The following is an 18,980-nucleotide window of genomic DNA, read 5'->3' as shown; positions in this document are numbered from 1 at the left end:
CCTCCACGCGAAGAGATGGCGTCCTGCTCTCGTGCGCGTCAGAGTACGTCTAATGACGACTTACCGTGAGATCTTCGGGATCCGAGAGTTCCGAGTGCTGTTCATCGCTCGCCTGTTCGCGATGGTCGGCATCGTCGTCTCCAACCTCGCACTCGGCACGGTCATGTACGCCGAGACCGGCTCTCCCCTGCTGACCGCCATCTCGCTGTTCGGTGGCCCGCTCGTGCAGCTCGTCACCGCCCGCTACCTGCTGGCCTCCTCGGACCTGATGCGCCCGCGTACGGCCATGGTCTTCACGGCGGCCGTGACGACGTCGACCGCCGCGCTGCAGCTGCTCCCTGGCCTCACCTGGTGGATGCGGTTCGTCATCCTCGCCGCCGGCTATGTCGCGCTGGCCGCGACCTCGGGCACGGTCGTCGCGCTCCTGTCGGACATCGTGCCGAAGGACGCGTTCGTGCTCGCCCGCGCGACCATGAACATCACCGTCGGCGGCATGCAGATCATCGGGTACGGCGTCGGCGCCGTCCTGCTCGCCGCCATGTCGCCGTCGTGGCTGTTCGGCATCGCAACGGTCACCGGCGTGGTGTCCGGCTCGATCGTGCGACTCTGGATCAGCGACCACCCTCCGCGTGCGGTCGGCAAGGTCGTCGAGCGCAGCCGTCGCATCAACCGAGAGCTCCTCCGGTCCCCTGTCCTGCTGCCGCTCTACCTGATGATGTGGGTGCCCAACGGGCTCATCGTCGGGTGTGAGGCGATGTTCATCCCGTACGCCGCCGACGACGCCGGCTACCTCTTCGCCGCGGGTGCGGTCGGCATGCTGGCCGGCGACATCGTGATCGGGCGGTTCATCCCCGAGGCCGTGCGGGATCGCATGGTGCTGCCGCTGCGCCTGCTGCTCGCGGTGCCGTTCTTGTTGTTCCCGCTCGACCTGCCGCTACCCGTCGCGATCATCCTGATCACGGTGTCGGCGTTCGGCTACCCAGCGGCCCTGCCGCTGCAGGAGCGCCTCGTCTGGCACACACCGGATGACGCGCGCGGCCAAGCGTTCGGTCTGTCCGGGACGGGTCTGATGGCGGGGCAGGCGATTGGCGCTGCACTGGCCGGCGGGATCGCGCAGGTGCTCGACGGTCCAGGTGCTGCCGGGTGGTCGATCGCCGTGATGGCGGGGCTCTCGCTCATCGCGACCGGGGTGTTGATGCCTCGCCTGAGCCGGTCCGCCAAGCCAGTGTCGGCGGTCGTCCAGGCTGCATGATCAATCGGCCGCCAACTTCTTGGTGACCTTGCCGTTCATGTCGGTCTCGAGGCGTCCCGCCTTGTTGCCCTCGAGGACGGATACCGACATGGTCGGCCTGGGGTTGCGATAAAGAGAGACGGACGGCGTGCCGCTGCCGGAGATCCCGAACTCGGTGCGCGCCGCCTTCAGGAGATCCGGTAGCGCGTCCCAGTTGTACGCAGCCGGATCCACGTCCGACGTCGTCTTGTTCAGCGCGATGGGTGAGCCGCTCAGGGCAATGTCGCCGTGCACGTAGGTGTATCGCTGCGTGGCGTACTTGTTGCCATTCGTGCCCGCCACCAGGACATCCATCGATGCGCTGGAGTTGTTGAGATCGAAGGACGTGACCGTGCCCGGGCCGCTGGCGGCTCGCAGGGCGGCGATCACCTGGCGTGCCTTGTCAGAGGTCAGGAGCGGTTCGGCGATCTCGGTCGGTGCGGACGAGGCTGACAGCTTGCCGGACGCCGTGGTCGGCGTCGAGGAGAAGGCATACGTCACGCGAGTCTGGAATCGATAGACGACGAATCCGCCGGCAGAAGCGAGCAGCGCCACGACGAGCGCACCGACGATCGCGATCGTGCGAACACGACGCCGACGCCGCGGTGCTGGCGGCGGAACGTGGGCCGGGACCGAACCACCCTCGTACGGCATGAGATTCGCGGATTGAGTCTCCGCCAGATGGAGTGGCGCCGCGGCTCGCGTCTCGGTCCCCGAAAGCAGGCTGTCGAGCTCAGCGGGCGCGGCTCGGTCGGCAGGGTCGGGTACGAGCGTGGCGGCCAGGAAGTCATGCAGCGGGCCCGCGTGCGCGGCCTGGGGTACGGGTTCGGTCAGGACCGCGGCCAGCGTCGCCATCGCGGTGGGTCGGCTGAACGGGTTGCGGCCCTCGACCGCGACGTACAGCGTCATGGCCAGAGACCAGAGGTCTGAGGCCGGGTTGCCCTCCTCGCCGCGCAGCCGCTCGGGTGCGATGTACTCGGGCGAGCCCAGCACCTGACCGGTCGTTGTCAGGTGCGTGGCCTCCTGGCCGGCGGCGATGCCGAAGTCGGTGAGCACCGGGCTGCCGTCCTCGCGCAGCAGCACGTTGGCCGGTTTCACGTCGCGATGCATGATGCCCACGCGATGCGCGGCGGTGAGGGCGGACAGCACGCCACGCCCGATGCGCGCGGCCTCGTCGGGCGGAATCGGCCCGGACGCGAGACGGTCCGCCAGCGAACCACCGGTCACCAGCTCCATGACGAGCCACGGATGAGGCAACGACGGGTCGTCGAGGACCTGGTGGATGGTGACGACGTTGGGGTGGTTGAGCTGCGCCAGTGACCGAGCCTCGCGCATGACGCGCTCCCGCAGCTGCTCGGCGGCATCGGCCTCCTGTTCAACGGTCGGGTGGGGCGGGCGGACCTCCTTGAGGGCGACCTCGCGGTTGAGCGCTGTGTCGCGCGCGCGCCACACCAGACCCATCCCGCCACTCCCGAGCCGGTCCAGCAGCTCGAAGCGACCGTCGATGACGCGATCGATCTCCCCGGTCATCCCCTGTCGATCCTTCCGTCCCTGTCTTCCGCGCACTCCTCGTGCCGCTGCGAGAGTGGCCCACTCCGGGCACGAACGGCCCACCACATGATGGGCCATCGGTGCCTCGAGTGGGCCACTCTGGCGCTGCCGGCCAACGCAGTTGATGCGGATCCGCAGTTTATGCGGTACGGTCGGGTCATGCCTGACGATCTGGATGACATCAGGGCTGAGCTCGACGCCGCCGAGCACGTCGCGGCGGCCGAAGCGTTGCCGCACCTGCGTGCTGCTGCGGAGCGGCTGAGCGGGCTCATCGATGAGTCCATGGCGCAGGCAGTGCTGAGTGAGGGTGCATCCATCCGGTCGGCGGGCGCCAGTGCGGGTCTGTCCGAGAACGCGGTTGGTCCGCGGCTCGCGCGCACCCGCTCATTGGGGGCGTACGCCAACGCCGACGGTCGGGTGACTGCGACCGGCGTACAACGTGCTCAGTACGACCACGAAAATGGCGAGGCGCGGGTCGCGGACGATCGAAAACCGTTGCGGTTCAAGCCTCGTCGCAACACCTGAGGAGGACGGCATGACGCGTTCCGACCTGACCCACATCTATTTCCTGCTCGACCGGAGCGGCTCGATGCAGACCATCAAGTCCGACACCGAGGGCGGGTTCAACGCCTTCATCGAGGAGCAGCGCAAGGCGGACGGCGACTGCCGCGTCACGCTCGCGCAGTTCGACGACGAGTACGACGTGGTCTACACCGACAAGCCGGTGGCCGACGTACCTCCCTTGGCGCTTCAGCCGCGCCGGTCGACCGCGTTGCTGGATGCGATGGGTCGGCTGATCACGGAGTCGGGTACGACGCTCGCCGGTCTCCCCGAGGACCAGCGGCCCGCGACGATCATCGTCGCGATCATGACCGACGGGCTCGAGAACGCCAGCCGCGAGTGGACCCGTCCGGCCATCAAGTCGTTGGTGGAGCAGCAGACTCGCGACTACGAGTGGCAGTTCCTTTACATGGGTGCGGACCAGGACGCCATCGAGGTCGGCGCCGGGCTCGGGGTCGCGCGGGAGCACTCGATGTCGTACAGCCGGGGTGCGGTGAAGGAGGCGATGACGGCGACGTCGGGCAACATCGCTCGATACCGGGGAGCGCGGGCCGGCGGCGCGGCCGCCAAGATGGAGGGCTACACCGACGAGCAGCGCCGCGAGGCCGAGGGCAGCTGACGCAGTCAGGGAGCATCGGGGAGGGCACAGAGGTAGCGGCGGCCGAGGACGCGCAGGTGCTCGACCAGCTCGTCGAGCTGGTCCGCGCTGTACTAGGCACCTGAGGTGCAGCGGCGTCGGGTCAGCCCTCGAGTGAGTGTCCACTCAGTGCGCGCCAACGGCTCCCTTCCGTGGGTCTGGAAGCCCTTCGTGCGCACTGAGTGCGCACTCACTGCCGAAAATGCGCAGTGAGCAGGCACTCATCGCGGGGGACTCGCGGCGTGCGGTCAGCGGGCGGGCGCGTGGCTGGGAGAGGTAGCCACCGGGCGATCCGGGTCAGTTCTCGCCACGGAACCGGTCGGCGGGGCGAGCATCAATGAGGACGCAGCGGCGGGCGTACTCCGCTGCGGCGTCGGCGTCGAGCACGTCGCGGCTCGGTGGCGTCGCGAGGGCAGGCTATGACCCCTTGATCGTCACGCTGGGTCGGGGAGGGCGGCGAGGTAGCGGCGGCCAAGGACGCGCAGGTGCTCGACCAGCTCGGGCGGCTCGCTGACGTGGAAGTCGAGTCCGAGCATGCCGATCCAGACGGCGACCGTCTCGAGTGTGTCGGCACCCGTGACCAGGACGCAGTGCTCGCTGTCAATGGTCTCGACGACGCCGACTGCTGCGTGGATGCGTGAGAGCACCTCCGCGGCGGGCGCATCGACCAGCACCCGGGCGTGCACCTTCCATCCGGTCGAGGCGACCTCGCGCAGGACGAACGCCGAGTAGTCGCCGCCACCAAGGGGATTCGGCGTGAAGCGACTCGCACCGGGAGTGCGTAGCGCCATCCACTCGACACGGAACGAACGCCACTCCTGCGACGGCCGGACGCGGGCGACGACGTACCAGCGCCGCTGCCAGCTGACGAGCCGATAGGGGTCCGCCTCGAACCGCTCCTCGTCGTCGCCGTAGAAGAACCGGAGGCCCTCGTGATCTCGTACGGCGGCGGCCAGGTCGGCGAGAACCCTGGTGTCCACGACGGGTTCGTCCATGTTTGTCTCGGTGTCGGACGGCCCGAGGTCGGTGCTGTCGGCGAGGGCGCGGACCCGACGTCGCAGCCGGTCCGGCAGGACCTGCTCGAGCTTGGCCAGGGCGACGGCGCTCGACTCGGCGACGCCGGGTGAGTCGCTCACCGCACTGAGTCCGACCGCGACGGCGACCGCCTCGTTGTCCTCGAGCAGCAGCGGTGGCATCTTGCCGTGGTTGCCGAGGCGATAGCCACCGGCCGGACCACGCACCGAGTCGATCGGATAGCCGAGTGCGCGCAGCCGTCGGATGTCGTTGCGCAAGGTGCGCTGCTGCACGTCGAGCCGCCCGGCGAGCTCGGGACCGGACCAGCTGCTGCGTGACTGCAGGAGGCCGAGCAGAGCCAGCAGCCGGGCCGAGGTCTCGATCATCGCGGGCTCCTCGAAAGAAAGTTTTGAACGGCCGAATAATCAGGAACGAAACGTGCCGGAACCCTCCATAGCGTAGCGGTCATGACGAACTCACAGAACACCCAGAACCCGTTGCAGTCCCTCACGATTCGCCCGTTCCAGGTCGCGATCCCGCAGGCCGACGTCGATGACCTGCAGTCGCGTCTCGAGCGCACTCGCTTCGCCACCGAGGTGGCCGGCGACGGCTGGGAGCAGGGCGCGCCGGTGTCGTACCTGCGCGAGATGGTCGACCACTGGCGTACCTCGTTCGACTGGCGCGAGCAGGAGGCGCGAATGAACGAGTTCCCGCACTACCTCACCGAGATCGACGGACAGCCGATCCACTTCATCCACGTCCGCTCGCAGCACGCCGACGCCACGCCCATTGTCCTGACCCACACGTACCCGGGCTCGTTCGTCGACTTCCTCGACATGATCGGCCCGCTCACCGACCCCGAGGCGCATGGCGGCAAGGCTGAGGACGCGTTCCACGTCGTCATTCCGAGCCTCCCCGGCATGGGATTCAGTACGCCGATGGTCAGCGGTGACTGGACGATGGCCAAGGTGGCGCGCACCTGGGACACCCTGATGCGCGGACTCGGGTACCCGTCGTACGGCGCGCACGGCTCGGACGGCGGCGCGATGGTCTCGCGCGAGCTGGCGATGCTGAACCCTGAGGGCTTTCTCGGTGCGCATGTGCTGCAGCTGTTCGCGTTCCCGTCGGGTGATCCGGCCGAGTTCGAGAAGATGACACCGGAGGACTACGCGGCGCTGGAGTTCGCGGGGTGGTTCCAGACGGTCAATGGCTTCGCGCTGATGAACGCCTCGCGGCCGCAGACGATTGCCGCCGCGCTAAGCGACTCGCCGGTCGGGCAGCTGGCATACAACGAACTCTTCGAGAACTTCGGCAGGACGGAGAGCCTGCTCACCCGGGATCAGATCCTGGCACAGGTCAGTCTCTATTGGTTGACGAACACCTCGGCCGGCGCCGCGCGCTACCACTACACCGAGAAGTCGGTCGAGGCCCGCGTCAACGAAGGGGCCATCGGCGTCACCGTCTTCGCGGACGACTTCCGGTCGATGCGGCCGTTCGCCGAACGGGACAACACCCAGATCGTGTCGTGGACCGAGCGGCCCGCCGGTGGCCACTTCGCCTCGATGGAGGTGCCGAACGACCTGGCGGAGGAGATCCGGGCGTTCTACGCAGGGCGCTGAGATCGCACGCCGCTGGGACGTGGTCAGCCCGGGAGCCAAAGCTCCCGGGCTGACCTCCTAGTCTGCCTCGATCAGGGCCTCAAGTGCGCGGATAGGTGCGGGTGACTTTGCCGTTGAGTCCGGCCCGCAGGGAGACCGACCCGTGGTCGTCGTTGGCGTAGACCATCAAGGACGGCACGTGATCGATGAGCCCGAAGTCCACGACCACATAGCTCGACGTGACCGACCGCAGTCCGAGCCCGGCCTGAGCCGTCTTGAGCAGCCCGGGCAGGGCATCCCAGTTGACCGTGCTCAGATCGATCGTCCGGTCGTCGCTGTCGGTGCTTCCCGAGGCGATGCTCTTGGTCGCCGCGCCGTCTCGATAGTCGTAGCGGTCGTACAGCTTGGCGTTGCCCCGGACCGGCGCCTCGATCGAGGCGTACTGGTCGTAGAGCATGAGCCGCTTGACCTTGGTGCCGATCTTCGGCTTGATCGTCGCGATCATGCTGCGCACTCCTGCTGGAGCGAACAGCTGGTCTGGTGCCTGGGCGGATAGCGGTGAAGGTGCGACGGTGACCGGCTGCTCCGTCGCCGTAGGGGACGACGTGATGCCGCTGGGTTGTGGCGCCCTCGCAGGGCCGGCGCCCGCTGTGGTTGCGGGATCGGCGCCCGCGCTGGTTGCGGGGGCGTCGTCCGCGCTGGTTGCGGGGCCGTCGTCCAGGAGCCCGGGTACGACGGCCAGGGCCAAGGCGGCGACCAGCGTGGCTGCGATCGACGACCCGCCCAGGACCATGTTCCGGCGCCTGCGGGCCCGCGCGGCTGCTGCCTTACGAGTGGTCGACCGCAGGACCACCGCAGGCGGCGCAGTCGCCACGGGCAGGTCACGCTCGGTCGGTGGTGAGTCAGCGCCAGCCGATCGCGGGGCCGTGGACCCATCGATGGCCCACGTGAGCAGACCGTCGAGCTGCTCGACAGCGGGTCGCGCTGCGGGATCCCTCACCAGCGCGGCCGCGAGGAACGAGCTCAGATCCCGGGCGTGGGCCGGTGGCGGGATCGGCGCCTCCAGAACGGCCGCGAGCGTGGCCGTGGTGGTCTGGCGGCGGAGCGGATGGTGACCTTCGACGGCGACATAGAGGGTCATGGCGAGCGACCAGAAGTCGGATGTCACAAGACGTTCCTGGCCCCGGAGCCGCTCCGGGGCGATGTACTCCGGGGACCCCATCACGTCATCGGCAGCGATCAGACCCGTCGTCTCAGGCAGCGCGGCGACGCTGAAGCCGGTCAGCACGGGGCTGCCGTCCGTGCGCAGCAGCACGTTGGCGGGCGTGATGTCGCGGTGCAGAATCCCGGCCGTGTGCGCAGCGCGAAGAGCCGAGAGCACGCCGCGCCCGATGGTCGCGGCCTCGAAAGGGGTGATCGGCCCGGAGGTGAGTCGGCCACTGAGCGATCCGCCAGAGACCAGCTCCATCACCAGCCACGGATGAGCCAGCTGGGGTGAGTCCACGATCTGGTAGATCGTCACGAGGTTCGGGTGGGTGAGCCTGGCCAGGGATCGGGCCTCCCGGAGAACGCGCCCAGTCAGCTGAGCGGCAGCCTGCGGATCGGACTCTGCCGACGTCAGGTCCGGAGGACGTACTTCCCTGAGCGCCACCTCGCGATGCAGGGCGAGGTCGCGGGCGCGCCAGACCCGACCCGTGCCACCGCTGCCGAGCGGAGTGATCAGCTCGAAGCGCTCATCGATCACGCGACCTGCGGACGATCCGCTCATGTCACCCTCGACCCCATGGGTACGACGCCAGTCAGCTGTCGACGGACGGCACCCCGATGGCTGGCCTGTCAGAGCCAACGTATGCCCGTTCGGCGGGCCTGTCATCAGGGGCGGCGCGTCAGCTGCTGGAGACTCCGTGCCGGGAGCAGGCGGCCGTCCAGCCGGTAGGGACGACCTGGACCTTCATCCGGCGACCGCACTCCACGCAGAAGCGAGGTGGCTCGAGAGCCAGCAGCGACGTACACCGTTGGTGGTCAACGGCATTCGCGTCCTGCCCACAGTGTCCGCAGTACACCCCGCTGGTCTCGATACGGCTCGCCCTAGGGGGGATCTCGATACGGACCTCCGCAGGCTCCGGCCCTACTCGATCCAAGTCGCCTACTCGACCGGCGGACATCACAAGGTCTCGTTCAGCGCCTTGATCGGCATCTTCAGGTCATCCAGCAGCGACAGGTCCTCGCGCGGGTCGCGGCCGAGGGTCGTCAGGTAGTTGCCGACGATCACTGCGTTGATGCCTCCGAGCAGACCGTCCCGCGTGCCGAGGTCGCCGAGGGTGAGCTCGCGCCCACCGGCGTACCGCAGGATCGTGCGCGGGAGAGCCAGGCGGAAGGCCGCGATCGTGCGCAGCGCGTCGGACGACTCCATGGGCGGGAGGTCACCGAAGGGCGTACCAGGCCTGGGGTTGAGGAAGTTGAGCGGCACCTCGTGCGGCTCGAGCTCGCCCAGCTGGAACGCCAGCTCGGCCCGCTGCTCCAGCGTCTCGCCCATGCCGACGAGCCCGCCGCAGCACAGCTCCATGCCGGAGTCCTTGACCATGGTGCAGGTGTCCCAGCGCTCCTCCCACGAGTGGGTGGTGACGACGTTGGGGAAGTAGGACTTGCCGGCCTCGAGGTTGTGGTTGTAGCGGTGTACGCCCATGTCGACCAGGTCGTTGACCTGCTCCTGGGTGAGCATGCCGAGCGAGGCGGCGACGTTGATCTCGACGGCAGCTCGGATGGCGGCGACGCCCTCGCGCATCTGGGTCATCAGCCGCTCGTCCGGCCCGCGGACCGCAGCGACGATGCAGAACTCCGAGGCGCCCGTCTGCCGCGTCTGCTCCGCGGCGCGGACGAGCTCGGGGATGTTGAGCCAGACCGAGCGTACGGGCGAGGTGAACTGTCCCGACTGCGAGCAGAAGTGGCAGTCCTCGGGGCAGCCGCCGGTCTTGAGCGACACGATGCCCTCGACCTCGACGTCCGGGCCGTTGTACTTCATCCGGACGTCGTGGGCCAGCGCCAGCAGCGCCTCCAGGTCGTCGTCAGAGGTCTGCAGCACCTCCAGGATCTGTGCCTGGTCGAGGGCCACGCCACGGTCGAGCACCTGCTCCCGGGCACGGTCGAGGATGGACGCGGTCGTCGTTGGCGCGGTCACGTCCGAGAGTGTGCCCCATCTCCTGAACAGTGTTCAAGTGAGTCCGAGACTCAGGCCGGCCGAAGGGCCCGCGCAGCATCGTGGTCGTGCGTGGGGACGACCCGCACCTGGTCGCGGATCGCGTGCAGCCGGTGCAACGAGCGGAAGGTCTCGTCGCGGTCCTCATCGGCCAGGACGCCTGGATAGGCCATCTTCTGCCGGATCTGCTCGACCTGGAGCAGGTGCCACGCAGCATCACCCGCGATCAGCACCCACTCCGTCGCCGTGTGCAGGAGGACGCCGACGCTGCCCGGGGTGTGCCCGGCGAGGTCGACCAGGACGACCGACCCGTCACCCATCAGATCGTGGCTGCGAGGGAAGGTGAGCACGGGTGGCCCGTCGAGGACGTACTCATCGATCGGACGGTCAGCCAGCGCCGGGCGTACGCCCCCGACAGGCGCGACAGGCCCGGTCATGGCCCACTCCCGCTCCGGTGTGTGCAGGCGTACGGGCAGGCCTGGCAGGTCGAGCAGACCACTCACGTGATCCCAGTGGAGGTGCGTCGGGAGCGCGAACGCCAGATCGCTGCGGACCAGCCCTGCGTCATCCAAGGCAGCACCGATGTCGACAAGGTCGGCGGGCGGTCGGACGCCGAGCCGCAGCATCAGGGGGAGCTCGTTGAACGCCCGGTCCATGACATCAACGCAGATGCTCGGATCCACCACGAATGTCGCCGTCGGATGCTCGACCACGAACGCGGTCATCGCGATGCGCAGACCGCGCGGACGGCGTACACCCTCGGCGACGAACGGCGTCGGCACCGTCTTCGAGGCCTGGCGCAGCGCCCGCACTGTGACGGTCGCGCTCGCGTTGGGGAGACCCGCGTCGTGCAGGGACTCGAGGTACGCGTGGTCTGGCCACCGAGGTCGTACGAGGCCCCGGGCCGTGCCGACGGCCGCGGCGCAGTAGGTGGCCAGGTCGGGTGAACGAACGGTCTGCGTCATGGCTGCTCCCTGAGGCGTACGAATGCTGCTGTGTGGGAGGCTAGAACTTCAGGTGGACCTGAAGTAAAGGGAGCACGCGGTGCGGATCGGTGACGCGGCGGATCAGCTCGGCGTCGCCGCGCACGTCCTCCGTCACTGGGAGGACGTCGGAGTGCTGGTGCCGAAGCGCGCGGCGTCGGGGCATCGGGTGTACGACGACGAGCTCGTGGCGCGGGCGCGTCTCGTGCAGGTGTGTCAGCGAGCAGGCCTGTCACTGAAGGAGATTCAGCGCCTTGGCGCCAGTGACCAAAGCCATCGGGTGGACCTCATCGAGCAGAGGCGAGCCTCGATCGCCACCGACCTCGCCGCCCTGTCGCGCGCGGACCGCTTCCTCGAGCACGTCCTCGAGTGCCGCCACCCGCTGGTGTCGGAGTGCCCCGACTGCGCCGGGTTCGCCGCCCCCTGACTTGGCCGACAGTGCAAGCCGCGTCGCTACCCGGAACTCGGTAGCGACGCGGCTTGCACTGTCGGCCGAGAAGGGTCAGGGGAGGAGGAGGGCCGAGTCGCCGAACTCGTGCCACAGATAGCCCTCGTCCACGGCCGCGTCGTACGCCGCCTGCGTCAGCTCCGCGCCCGCGATCGACTCCACGAGCAGCAGGTGAGAGGCCTCCGGGTTGTGCCACCCGGTGATCAACCCGTCCACCACCCGCGCTGGGTCGGTCGGCGAGATGACGCGGTCGGTCCAGCCACGCGCCGCGACCACACGACCGTCAGAGGCGACGGCCGACTCGAGGGCCCGCGTGACCGTCGTACCGACGGCGATGACCCGGCCGCCGGTCGCACGCGTGGCGTTGACGAGGCGAGCGGTCACCTCTGGCACGTCGAAGCGTTCGGTCTGCGGTGCCTCCCCCGCGTCCTGCGAGGACACGCCGGTGTGCAGCGTGATCGGAGCGACACCGATGCCACCGGCGACCAACCGCGTGATGATCGAGTCAGTGAATGGCCTTCCGGCAGAAGGCATCTCAGCCGATCCGGGCACGGTGCTGAAGACCGACTGATAGGCGGACAACGGGTACGCATGGTCGAGGTAGCCGTACGCGATCGCGCGTCCGTGCCGGGCGAGGACGTCGTGCAGGTCCCCGTCGACGGCGACCCGCCAGAGCCGGTTGCCGGAGCCCGTCGGCGACGAGCCCTCGTACGGGTAGGGCGCGATGAGCGTCAGGACGAGATGGCCGACCTCGACGTGCTCGCCGGAGATGCCGTCGAGCACGGGCGAGGCGGCGTCGGGTGCGGTGCGCAGCTCGATGACCCAGGTCCCGTCGTCGAGTGGCGTCGCGGCGTGCACGACGACGGGGCCGTGCCCCGCACGCCAGCCGTCGACCTCGCCGGCGATGGTGGCCGAGTTGTTCACGACGACCAGGTCCCCGGGGGCGAGGTGGTCGGGTAGGTCGCGGAAGCGTACGTGGTCGATGCCGTGCGCCCCAGCGACCATGAGCCGTACGCCGTCGCGCGCCACTCCCCGCGCCTCCGCCGGCGCGGGCGCCGTGGTGTCGTCCGGCGCTCGGAAGTGCGTGGTCGGATGGTCGGTGAGCAGAGTCATGCGAGGGCTCCTTGGTCTCGATACGACTCCGCTGGCGCTCCGTCTACTCGACCAGCGGAGGGAGGGAAGTCGGCGGCCTTGTAGCGACCGGACTCGGGGTGCTGGGCCAGCAGCTCGAGCAGGTGCGGGACGACGGCGTCCGGCAGTGGCCGGTCGGAGATGTCCTCGCCCGGGAAGGCGTCCTGGTGCATCTGGGTTCGCATGTCGCCGGGGTCGACGGCGTACGCGGTGATGTCGGGGTTCTCGGCCGCGAAGGTCAGCGTCACGTGCTCGAGTGCGGCCTTGCTGGCTCCGTAGAGACCCCACGTCTCGTAGTGCTCGGCGGCCGCGTCCGACGTGATCGACATGAGCACGCCGCGGGCGGCCGTCAGGTGCGGCAGCAGCGCGCCGGTGAGGATCAGCGGCGCGCCGATGTTGGTCTGCCAGAGGTCGCGCAGCTCAGGGATGGTGGTCTCGCGCAGCGGCCGCATCGGTAGGCGGCCCAAGGTGCTGGCGTTCTGGACGAGCAGGTCGAGTCCTCCCGCGCGCTCGACGGCGGCGACCAGCTCGTCCTTGTGGCCGGCGTCGGTGATGTTCCCCGGGATCGCGACCACTCCATGGAGGTCGGCAGTGGCGGCGTGCAGGCGGTCCGCGTCGCGGCCGTCGGTGATGACGGTCCAGCCCTGGTCGGCGAGCGCGCGGGTCAGAGCGAGGCCGAGGCCGGCCGAACCGCCGGTGATGAGTGCGACAGACATGGTGTCTCCTTGCGATGGATGCGTCTATCAGGCATCCTGAAACTTGAAGTCAACTTGAAGTCAAGAGGTGATCTCGATCGACAAGCACGATGTCCTCCCCGTGGGAGTAGTTGCTCATCGCAGCGGCTTCGCGCCGTCGGCCCTGCGCTACTACGAGAGCCAGGGCCTGATCACGGCCACGCGCAGCAGCGGTGGCCAGCGTCGCTACGAGCGGGGTGTGCTGCGCCGGCTCGCGTTCATTCGGGCGGCCAGCAACGTCGGGCTGTCGTTGGAGGAGATCCGCGTCGAGCTCGACAAGCTGCCCGATGGCCGTACGCCTACGCGCGCCGACTGGGAGCGCATCTCCCACCACTGGCGCGGCCGGCTGGACGACCAGATCCGCGCGCTGCAAAGGCTGCGCGACGGTCTTGAGAGCTGCATCGGCTGCGGCTGCCTGTCGCTGAAGAGCTGCGCCTTCACCAACCCGGAGGACTGGGCTGCAGAGGACGAGCGCGCCCCCGGCGCGGCATTCCTACCTCCGCTGCTCCGCAAGCCGCACGTCGTGCGCTGACCTCGCTTCCGCTGACCTCGCCTCCGCCGGCCAGAGAGCGTGGAAGTGGTGGACCGGTCCGGGGCCGTGGCCGATCGCGAGGTCGTCAGCTGCCTGCAACGCCCCCGTCAGCCACGTCTTCGCCGCGCGCACGGCGGGCAACCATTCGTCGTACGCCGGTCGCAGGGCTGCGATGGCCGACGAGAGTGTGCATCCGGTCCCGTGCGTGTTGGGGGTGGCGATCCGCGGCGCGGTCAGCTCGACCAGGTCCGACGAATCCGCCCACACATCAACGGCATTCGCGCCGTCAGCATGGCCACCCTTGAGCAGCACGCGCTGCGCGCCGACCTCATCGATGAGCCGGCGAGCCTGGACGCTCATGGCGTCCAGGTCCTCCGCGACACCACCGCCGAGGAGCGCTGCAGCCTCGTGCAGGTTGGGGGTGACGACGTCGACCAGCGGGACCAGCCGGCGTACGGCCGCCATGGCGTCCTCATCCAGCAGACGGGACCCGCTCGTGGACACCATGACCGGGTCGAGCACCACCGGACAGGCGAGCGAGGCGATCAACGAGCCGACCGCGTCCGCGTTGGCGGCCGAGGCGAGCATGCCGATCTTGACGGTGTCCAAGCGCACGTCCGCGATCAGGGTTTCGACCTGACGACGTACGAAATCCGTTGGTACGACGTGGATTCCGGTGACGCCCTGCGTGTTCTGCGCAGTCAGCGCAGTCATCGCCGCGCAGCCATAGGCGCCGAGTGCACTGAACGTCTTGAGGTCCGCCTGGATGCCCGCACCACCGGACGGATCGCTGCCCGCGATGGACAGCACGATCGGGACGGTCATGGCTGCTGCCACGCGTGCACCAGGCCTTGCGCCGCAGCACCGGCGTCGGCCTGAGCGCAGATCGCGCTGATGACGGCCACACCCGAAGCACCGGTGTGCCGCAGGCGGCTGGCCCGATCCGCAGTGATGCCACCGATCGCGACGCACGGCCAGGGGCTGGCGCGGACGATGTCACGCAGCCCGTCGATGCCGATCGTGGCCGCGTGATTCGCCTTGCTCGTGGTCGCCCAAACCGGACCGACACCGATGTAGTCGATCGCATCGGTGTGCTGGCGTGCCAGATCGAGCTGCGCGAGCGTGTGCACGGACAGCCCGACGTATGCCGAGGGGCCGAGCAGCGAGCGCGCCTCCTCGACCGGGATGTCGTCCTGACCGACGTGCACACCGTCCGCGCCGATGGCGTCCACCAGGTGCACGCGGTCGTTGACGATCAGAGGTACGCCGGTGCCGTCCAGCACCTGCCGCACCAGGAGGCCGAGCGCGACGAGCTCGTCATCGGAGGCGTCAGGATCGCGCAGCTGGACCGTCGTCACACCGCCGGCGATCGCGTCCCGGACGGTACAGACGAGACCGCGCTCGCCGCACTGGTCCGTGTCGGTCACGAGATAGAGCGACAGGTCGAGTGGTGCGCGGGTCATGTCAGCGCGGCCAGGGCAGGCGTGGGTGATGACATCGCGACCAACGTAACGCGCTGCGGGTGGCCCGGCGGCACACACCTACCCTGGATGCGTGACGAAGCCTGCCTGGATCGACCTCGACGGACTGGCCAATATGCGTGACCTCGGCGGTCTCCCCACGCAGGACGGCGGCCAGATCCAGCCCGGCCGACTCGTGCGCTCGGACAACCTGCAGGAGCTCACGGACGCCGATATCGAGACGCTCCTCGAGCACGGCGTGACCGACATCGTCGACCTGCGCAGCAAGGCCGAGCTCCAGATGACCGGGCCCGGGCCGCTCATCGACCTGGAGTCGCTCACGCATCACCACCACTCGCTCTTCGCCGATGACGACATCGCGGTCGAGGACGCACTGGTGCTCCCGTGGGCCGACCGGGTCGAGGAAGAACGCGACGACAACCACTGGACGAGCCACTATCTCGGCTACCTCGCCGAGCGGCCTGACTCCGTGTCGGACGCGCTGAGGGTCGTCGCCCGCGCCGAGGGTGCTGCCGTCGTGCACTGTGCGGCGGGCAAGGACCGCACGGGAACCGTTGTCGCGCTTGCACTTTCGGCAGTCGGCGTCAGCGATGAGGACGTCACCGCGGACTACCTCGCGACCACGGAGCGGATCGAGGGGATCGTCGAACGCCTCCAGGCGACACCGGCGTACGCCGACAACCTCCGGGACCGCCCGATGTCCGACCACATCCCCGACCCGGAGACGATCCCCCGACTCCTCGATGCCGTACGCCGGACCGCCGGCTCCGTGCCCGCGTTCCTCAAGGCGACGGGCTGGTCTGACGAGGACCTGGAGCAGCTGCGTCGTCGCCTCACCGACCCGGCTGGCTGAGCGCCCTCCGGTCCTTGACGCGGTCTCCCGCGGGCGCAAGGCTCCCGATGAGGGGCAACCCAAGGGAGGAGTAGTCGTGGACTACTACACATCGGTCATCAAGAGATACGTGGACTTCAGCGGCCGCGCACGCCGCAAGGAATTTTGGATGTACACCCTGATCAACTGGATCATCTCGATCGTGCTGTCGATCGTCGACAAGATCATCGGGACGGACTTCGGCAACGGGGGCGGGCTCCTGGCCGGCCTGTACGCGCTGGCCGTCTTCCTGCCCAGTCTGGGCGTTGCCGTGCGACGACTGCACGACACGAACCGGTCCGGTTGGTGGGTGCTCATCGGCCTGATCCCGGTCATCGGGTTCATCGTGCTGATCCTGTTCTGGATCAAGGAAGGGGACCCGCACCCGAACGAGCACGGACCCGACCCCAAGGCCGGAGAGCGAGCCCTCCCCGCCGCCGGCTGAGCCACGCTCCGCCGGCTCAACCAGCGATGTGACCACTCGTCGCGTGCCCCATGTGATGGGGCGCAAGTCTTTGGACGTAGTGGTGCGCGCACTGTGCACTGCCCCACCTCGTGGGGCAGTGCACAGTCTCCGACGACACCCCTTCGCTGCGACGCGCCCCGGCCAGTGGGGCACTCTCGCCGCCACCGCGGGTTGAGCCCGACCTCGCGGGTTGAGCCCGACCTCGCTGGTAGCGCCTCGCCTACTCGACCAGCGGGACGGCTGGAGTGCGGGTCCTGGAGAGCAGGAGGGTGATGCCGGCGGCCAGGGCGGTGGCCGCGCAGACGGACCAGACGACGTAGTAGCCGTGCAGCGGCGCATGGTCGGACGGCTCATCGAGTGAACCCGTCGACGCCAGCGCGATCGCGAAGACCGACGAGGCCACCGCACCGCCAATCGTCTTGGTGGTGTTGGTCATTCCGGTCGCGAAGCCGGTCCGGGTGATGGGCGCAGCAGCCGCCGCCGCGGCCGGCAGAGCAGCCACGAGGACACCGGAGCCGACACCGACGAGCAGCATGTTCGCGAGCAGGTTGGCCAGGTGGTCGTGCCACGGCAGGAACAGCAGATAACCGAGACCGACCAGTCCACAGCCGCCGACGAGCGTGATCCGGGGGCCGAGACGCGCGGCCGCCCAGGGCAGCAGTCCCGCGCCCAGAGCCATCGCGAGGACGTACGCCGCCACGAGCACCGAGACCATGCCCGCGGACGCGTCCAGGCCGTAGCCGGTCTCGGCCGGATCGGTGCGGGCGTATGTCGACAGAGGGATCTGGGCGCCCAGCACGGACGCTCCGAAGAGGCCGGCCGTCAGCTGCAGGGGCCACTGCTCACGCTGGCCGAGAACCCGCATGTCCACCAACGGCTCAGCCACCCTCAGCTCGTGCCGGACGAACGGGCCGGTCAGCGCTGCCCCGCCCAGGATCACCAACCACGGCCAGACGCTGCCGGTGCCCTGGAGCCGCAGCAGGATCAGGCCGGCCATCATCAACGCGAGAGCTCCGGTGAGGTGAACGAAGCCGACCCAGTCGACGGTGCCGCCACCGCGCTGTTCGGATGCCCCGACCCCGAACCACACCGCGACGAACGACAGCGAGACGGCCACAGCCGGCATCGCGAGGATGACCGTCATCGGTGGACCGCCGGCGAGCGCGCCGGCGACACCGGCACCGAGGATCACGCCGACCTCGAGGGCGGCGACGAGCACTCCGGCGCCCACTCTCGTACGACGCGCGTCGCCTTTGGTCCGTCCGTGGATGATGGCGATCTCCAGGGGGAGCCACACGACGTAGAAGCCTTGCAGCGCCCACGCGACGAGGAAGGTGCCGAAGCTCGGCGCGATGGCCACGCACCAGGACGCGGCAGCTGTCGCGGCGGTTGACCAGAGCAGCACCGTGCGGTGACCGACGATGTCGCCGAGCCTCGCGAGGAGAGGTACGAGGAGTGCTGAGACGACCAGCTGGGCGGCCTCGAACCAGTTGACGTCTGCGTCGTGGATCGACAGGTGTCGCGCGATGTCGGTGTAGAGCGGCGTGTAGTAGCCCTGCAGCACTCCACTCGCGAGCTCGACACAGACGAGGAATCCGACGAGTCGGGCGATTCCGTTGCCGGACAACGGCGTTCGCACACAGCCTCCTCTAGGGCACCTGGGGTGACGTGCCGGTCACGCTAGAGGAAGCTCACGCCAGGCGCAGCCCGTTCGACCGCATCCCACGCGTCGGGCAACGCAGCTCGTACGACCGCACGTCGCTGGTGCTGGTGCTCGATGATGCGGCCGGCCAGCAGCGTCTCGGGCGTGGCTGCCGCGCGGACGAGCTCCTCGCACACGACGGCATCCTGGTGGTCGCCGAGCTGCATCTGCAACGACTTCAGCGCTCGCGCCAGGGGTTTCGTGTGCGCGTCGCCGACCAGGTCGAGCGAGTAGCGGGCGTGCTTCACCGCGATCCGCAGATCGTGCAGCTTGTGGTCGGTCGGCTCGCGACCGAGCGTCCCGTACGTCCCCCGCAGGCGGGCGAGCTCCGTGCGGCTCGCGTCCTCGGCCCAGGACGCGGTACCCACGATCCTGATCGACGCCACCTTGTCGCGGAAGTGGTCAGCGAGCTCGGTGTAGCGGTCGCTGGAGAGGGCGTTGGTCAGGTCGGCTCGGCGGCTCGTGAGGTCGGCGTCGAGGATCGCGAGGAGGACCGGCCCCGCGGACCGGTCCGGTCCGAGGCCCGGGATCCGGGACTGCACCTGGGCGATCGTGACGTCAAGGTCTCGCACGGGCGACGTCGTCCGCGCCAGCCAACGCAGCTCGCGTGCGAGTGGTTGAAGGCTCGGCCGGACGGCTCCGCGAGAGGAGCGGATCAAGGCTCGCGACCGGCGTACGGACACGCGAAAGTCGTGGAGATCCTCAGGATCGGCACCGGATCTGACGCCGGGCTCAGCACGCACCAGGCGCCGCTGCTCCCGCTGGAGCCGGTGCCTGAGGAGGGTGCTGGCCGATCCCACCTCCT

At 69.1% G+C, this 18,980-nt stretch carries 20 protein-coding genes; 8 read left to right on the top strand and 12 right to left on the bottom strand.

All coding sequences use genetic code 11. The annotated features are described in order from the left end of the window. The first annotated feature begins 52 nt into the window (after positions 1-52). Entirely contained in the window at positions 53-1,252 is a 1,200-nt protein-coding gene (locus VV02_RS01230; RefSeq protein ID WP_052589353.1) for an MFS transporter, read from the top strand. On the opposite strand, the gene VV02_RS01225 is transcribed toward VV02_RS01230, so the two are convergent. Next, complete coding sequence (locus tag VV02_RS01225; RefSeq protein ID WP_052589352.1) at positions 1,253-2,800, bottom strand: serine/threonine-protein kinase; 1,548 nt, start codon at positions 2,798-2,800, stop codon at positions 1,253-1,255. Between the two features lie 180 nt (positions 2,801-2,980). On the opposite strand from VV02_RS01225, the gene VV02_RS01220 reads away from it, so the two are divergent. Both VV02_RS01220 and VV02_RS01215 read left to right on the top strand, forming a co-directional pair. Next, positions 2,981-3,346 (top strand): hypothetical protein, encoded by a 366-nt coding sequence (locus tag VV02_RS01220; RefSeq protein WP_052596399.1) that lies wholly within the window; start codon positions 2,981-2,983, stop codon positions 3,344-3,346. A gap of 10 nt (positions 3,347-3,356) precedes the next feature. After that, complete coding sequence (locus VV02_RS01215; RefSeq protein ID WP_052589351.1) at positions 3,357-4,001, top strand: vWA domain-containing protein; 645 nt, start codon at positions 3,357-3,359, stop codon at positions 3,999-4,001. Between the two features lie 452 nt (positions 4,002-4,453). Here the strand turns inward: VV02_RS01215 and VV02_RS01210 are convergent, their stop codons facing one another. Continuing rightward, positions 4,454-5,419, bottom strand: a complete 966-nt coding sequence (locus VV02_RS01210) for a helix-turn-helix transcriptional regulator (protein ID WP_052589350.1) — start codon at positions 5,417-5,419, stop codon at positions 4,454-4,456. Between the two features lie 81 nt (positions 5,420-5,500). On the opposite strand from VV02_RS01210, the gene VV02_RS01205 reads away from it, so the two are divergent. Beyond that, on the top strand, positions 5,501-6,652 hold the full coding sequence (locus VV02_RS01205; protein WP_052589349.1) for an epoxide hydrolase family protein: 1,152 nt from the start codon (positions 5,501-5,503) through the stop codon (positions 6,650-6,652). A 79-nt stretch (positions 6,653-6,731) separates the two neighbouring features. On the opposite strand, the gene VV02_RS01200 is transcribed toward VV02_RS01205, so the two are convergent. The 4 genes from VV02_RS01200 to VV02_RS01190 all read right to left on the bottom strand — a co-directional run bounded on the left by VV02_RS01200 (position 6,732) and on the right by VV02_RS01190 (position 10,792). Then, the gene (locus VV02_RS01200; RefSeq protein ID WP_052589348.1) at positions 6,732-8,399 is read right to left on the bottom strand and encodes a serine/threonine-protein kinase; all 1,668 of its coding nucleotides are present in this window, start codon (positions 8,397-8,399) and stop codon (positions 6,732-6,734) included. A 118-nt stretch (positions 8,400-8,517) separates the two neighbouring features. Then, positions 8,518-8,796 (bottom strand): biotin synthase auxiliary protein BsaP, encoded by a 279-nt coding sequence (gene bsaP / locus VV02_RS27510; RefSeq protein WP_483806779.1) that lies wholly within the window; start codon positions 8,794-8,796, stop codon positions 8,518-8,520. Continuing rightward, positions 8,796-9,809: a biotin synthase BioB gene (gene bioB / locus VV02_RS01195; RefSeq protein WP_179945349.1), complete on the bottom strand. Its 1,014-nt coding sequence runs from the start codon at positions 9,807-9,809 to the stop codon at positions 8,796-8,798. Before bioB ends, bsaP begins: the two co-directional genes overlap by 1 nt. Before the next feature lie 50 nt (positions 9,810-9,859). Next, a complete protein-coding gene (locus VV02_RS01190) occupies positions 9,860-10,792 on the bottom strand; it encodes an MBL fold metallo-hydrolase (protein WP_052589347.1) in 933 nt (310 codons plus the stop codon). A 79-nt stretch (positions 10,793-10,871) separates the two neighbouring features. On the opposite strand from VV02_RS01190, the gene VV02_RS01185 reads away from it, so the two are divergent. Then, positions 10,872-11,237 carry a MerR family transcriptional regulator gene (locus tag VV02_RS01185; protein ID WP_052589346.1) on the top strand — a complete coding sequence of 122 codons (366 nt, stop codon included), beginning with the start codon at positions 10,872-10,874 and terminating at the stop codon, positions 11,235-11,237. A 75-nt stretch (positions 11,238-11,312) separates the two neighbouring features. On the opposite strand, the gene VV02_RS01180 is transcribed toward VV02_RS01185, so the two are convergent. Together VV02_RS01180 and VV02_RS01175 are read right to left on the bottom strand one after the other, a co-directional pair. Beyond that, the gene (locus VV02_RS01180; protein WP_052589345.1) at positions 11,313-12,371 is read right to left on the bottom strand and encodes an S-adenosylmethionine:tRNA ribosyltransferase-isomerase; all 1,059 of its coding nucleotides are present in this window, start codon (positions 12,369-12,371) and stop codon (positions 11,313-11,315) included. Continuing rightward, positions 12,368-13,105, bottom strand: a complete 738-nt coding sequence (locus VV02_RS01175) for an SDR family oxidoreductase (protein ID WP_052589344.1) — start codon at positions 13,103-13,105, stop codon at positions 12,368-12,370. The genes VV02_RS01180 and VV02_RS01175 overlap by 4 nt, the downstream gene beginning before the upstream one ends. Positions 13,106-13,172: 67 nt before the next feature. Between VV02_RS01175 and soxR the strand changes: the two genes are divergently transcribed. Beyond that, entirely contained in the window at positions 13,173-13,655 is a 483-nt protein-coding gene (gene soxR, locus VV02_RS01170) for a redox-sensitive transcriptional activator SoxR (RefSeq protein ID WP_342667811.1), read from the top strand. Here the strand turns inward: soxR and thiD are convergent. Together thiD and thiE are read right to left on the bottom strand one after the other, a co-directional pair. Continuing rightward, the gene (thiD, locus tag VV02_RS01165) at positions 13,617-14,480 is read right to left on the bottom strand and encodes a bifunctional hydroxymethylpyrimidine kinase/phosphomethylpyrimidine kinase (RefSeq protein ID WP_083450440.1); all 864 of its coding nucleotides are present in this window, start codon (positions 14,478-14,480) and stop codon (positions 13,617-13,619) included. The two genes, soxR and thiD, sit on opposite strands and share 39 nt — an antisense overlap. Then, positions 14,477-15,118, bottom strand: coding sequence for a thiamine phosphate synthase (thiE, locus tag VV02_RS01160; RefSeq protein WP_052589343.1), 642 nt, complete (start codon positions 15,116-15,118; stop codon positions 14,477-14,479). Before thiE ends, thiD begins: the two co-directional genes overlap by 4 nt. Before the next feature lie 91 nt (positions 15,119-15,209). On the opposite strand from thiE, the gene VV02_RS01155 reads away from it, so the two are divergent. Both VV02_RS01155 and VV02_RS01150 read left to right on the top strand, forming a co-directional pair. Continuing rightward, the gene (locus tag VV02_RS01155) at positions 15,210-15,989 is read left to right on the top strand and encodes a tyrosine-protein phosphatase (RefSeq protein ID WP_083449819.1); all 780 of its coding nucleotides are present in this window, start codon (positions 15,210-15,212) and stop codon (positions 15,987-15,989) included. Between the two features lie 76 nt (positions 15,990-16,065). Further along, on the top strand, positions 16,066-16,452 hold the full coding sequence (locus VV02_RS01150; protein WP_052589342.1) for a DUF805 domain-containing protein: 387 nt from the start codon (positions 16,066-16,068) through the stop codon (positions 16,450-16,452). Between the two features lie 241 nt (positions 16,453-16,693). Here the strand turns inward: VV02_RS01150 and VV02_RS01145 are convergent, their stop codons facing one another. Both VV02_RS01145 and VV02_RS01140 read right to left on the bottom strand, forming a co-directional pair. Then, entirely contained in the window at positions 16,694-18,112 is a 1,419-nt protein-coding gene (locus VV02_RS01145; RefSeq protein WP_052589341.1) for an MFS transporter, read from the bottom strand. 41 nt (positions 18,113-18,153) lie between these two features. Beyond that, entirely contained in the window at positions 18,154-18,975 is an 822-nt protein-coding gene (locus tag VV02_RS01140; protein WP_052589340.1) for a CHAD domain-containing protein, read from the bottom strand. Between the last annotated feature and the right edge of the window lie 5 nt (positions 18,976-18,980).

Origin of the sequence: Luteipulveratus mongoliensis (genome assembly GCF_001190945.1) — a bacterium.
GTDB lineage: Bacteria > Actinomycetota > Actinomycetes > Actinomycetales > Dermatophilaceae > Luteipulveratus > Luteipulveratus mongoliensis.
Note: the sequence above shows the minus strand (reverse complement) of the source record. Positions and strands in the feature narration are given on the sequence as shown.

What these genes read in the sequence shown, in the direction of transcription:
- VV02_RS01230 (WP_052589353.1), top strand. Translation starts at nt 53, where the DNA reads ATGACGACTTACCGTGAGATCTTCGGGATCCGAGAGTTCCGAGTGCTG.
- VV02_RS01225 (WP_052589352.1), bottom strand. Translation starts at nt 2,800, where the DNA reads ATGACCGGGGAGATCGATCGCGTCATCGACGGTCGCTTCGAGCTGCTG.
- VV02_RS01220 (WP_052596399.1), top strand. Translation starts at nt 2,981, where the DNA reads ATGCCTGACGATCTGGATGACATCAGGGCTGAGCTCGACGCCGCCGAG.
- VV02_RS01215 (WP_052589351.1), top strand. Translation starts at nt 3,357, where the DNA reads ATGACGCGTTCCGACCTGACCCACATCTATTTCCTGCTCGACCGGAGC.
- VV02_RS01210 (WP_052589350.1), bottom strand. Translation starts at nt 5,419, where the DNA reads ATGATCGAGACCTCGGCCCGGCTGCTGGCTCTGCTCGGCCTCCTGCAG.
- VV02_RS01205 (WP_052589349.1), top strand. Translation starts at nt 5,501, where the DNA reads ATGACGAACTCACAGAACACCCAGAACCCGTTGCAGTCCCTCACGATT.
- VV02_RS01200 (WP_052589348.1), bottom strand. Translation starts at nt 8,399, where the DNA reads ATGAGCGGATCGTCCGCAGGTCGCGTGATCGATGAGCGCTTCGAGCTG.
- bsaP (WP_483806779.1), bottom strand. Translation starts at nt 8,796, where the DNA reads ATGTCCGCCGGTCGAGTAGGCGACTTGGATCGAGTAGGGCCGGAGCCT.
- VV02_RS01190 (WP_052589347.1), bottom strand. Translation starts at nt 10,792, where the DNA reads ATGACGCAGACCGTTCGTTCACCCGACCTGGCCACCTACTGCGCCGCG.
- VV02_RS01180 (WP_052589345.1), bottom strand. Translation starts at nt 12,371, where the DNA reads ATGACTCTGCTCACCGACCATCCGACCACGCACTTCCGAGCGCCGGAC.
- VV02_RS01175 (WP_052589344.1), bottom strand. Translation starts at nt 13,105, where the DNA reads ATGTCTGTCGCACTCATCACCGGCGGTTCGGCCGGCCTCGGCCTCGCT.
- thiD (WP_083450440.1), bottom strand. Translation starts at nt 14,480, where the DNA reads ATGACCGTCCCGATCGTGCTGTCCATCGCGGGCAGCGATCCGTCCGGT.
- thiE (WP_052589343.1), bottom strand. Translation starts at nt 15,118, where the DNA reads ATGACCCGCGCACCACTCGACCTGTCGCTCTATCTCGTGACCGACACG.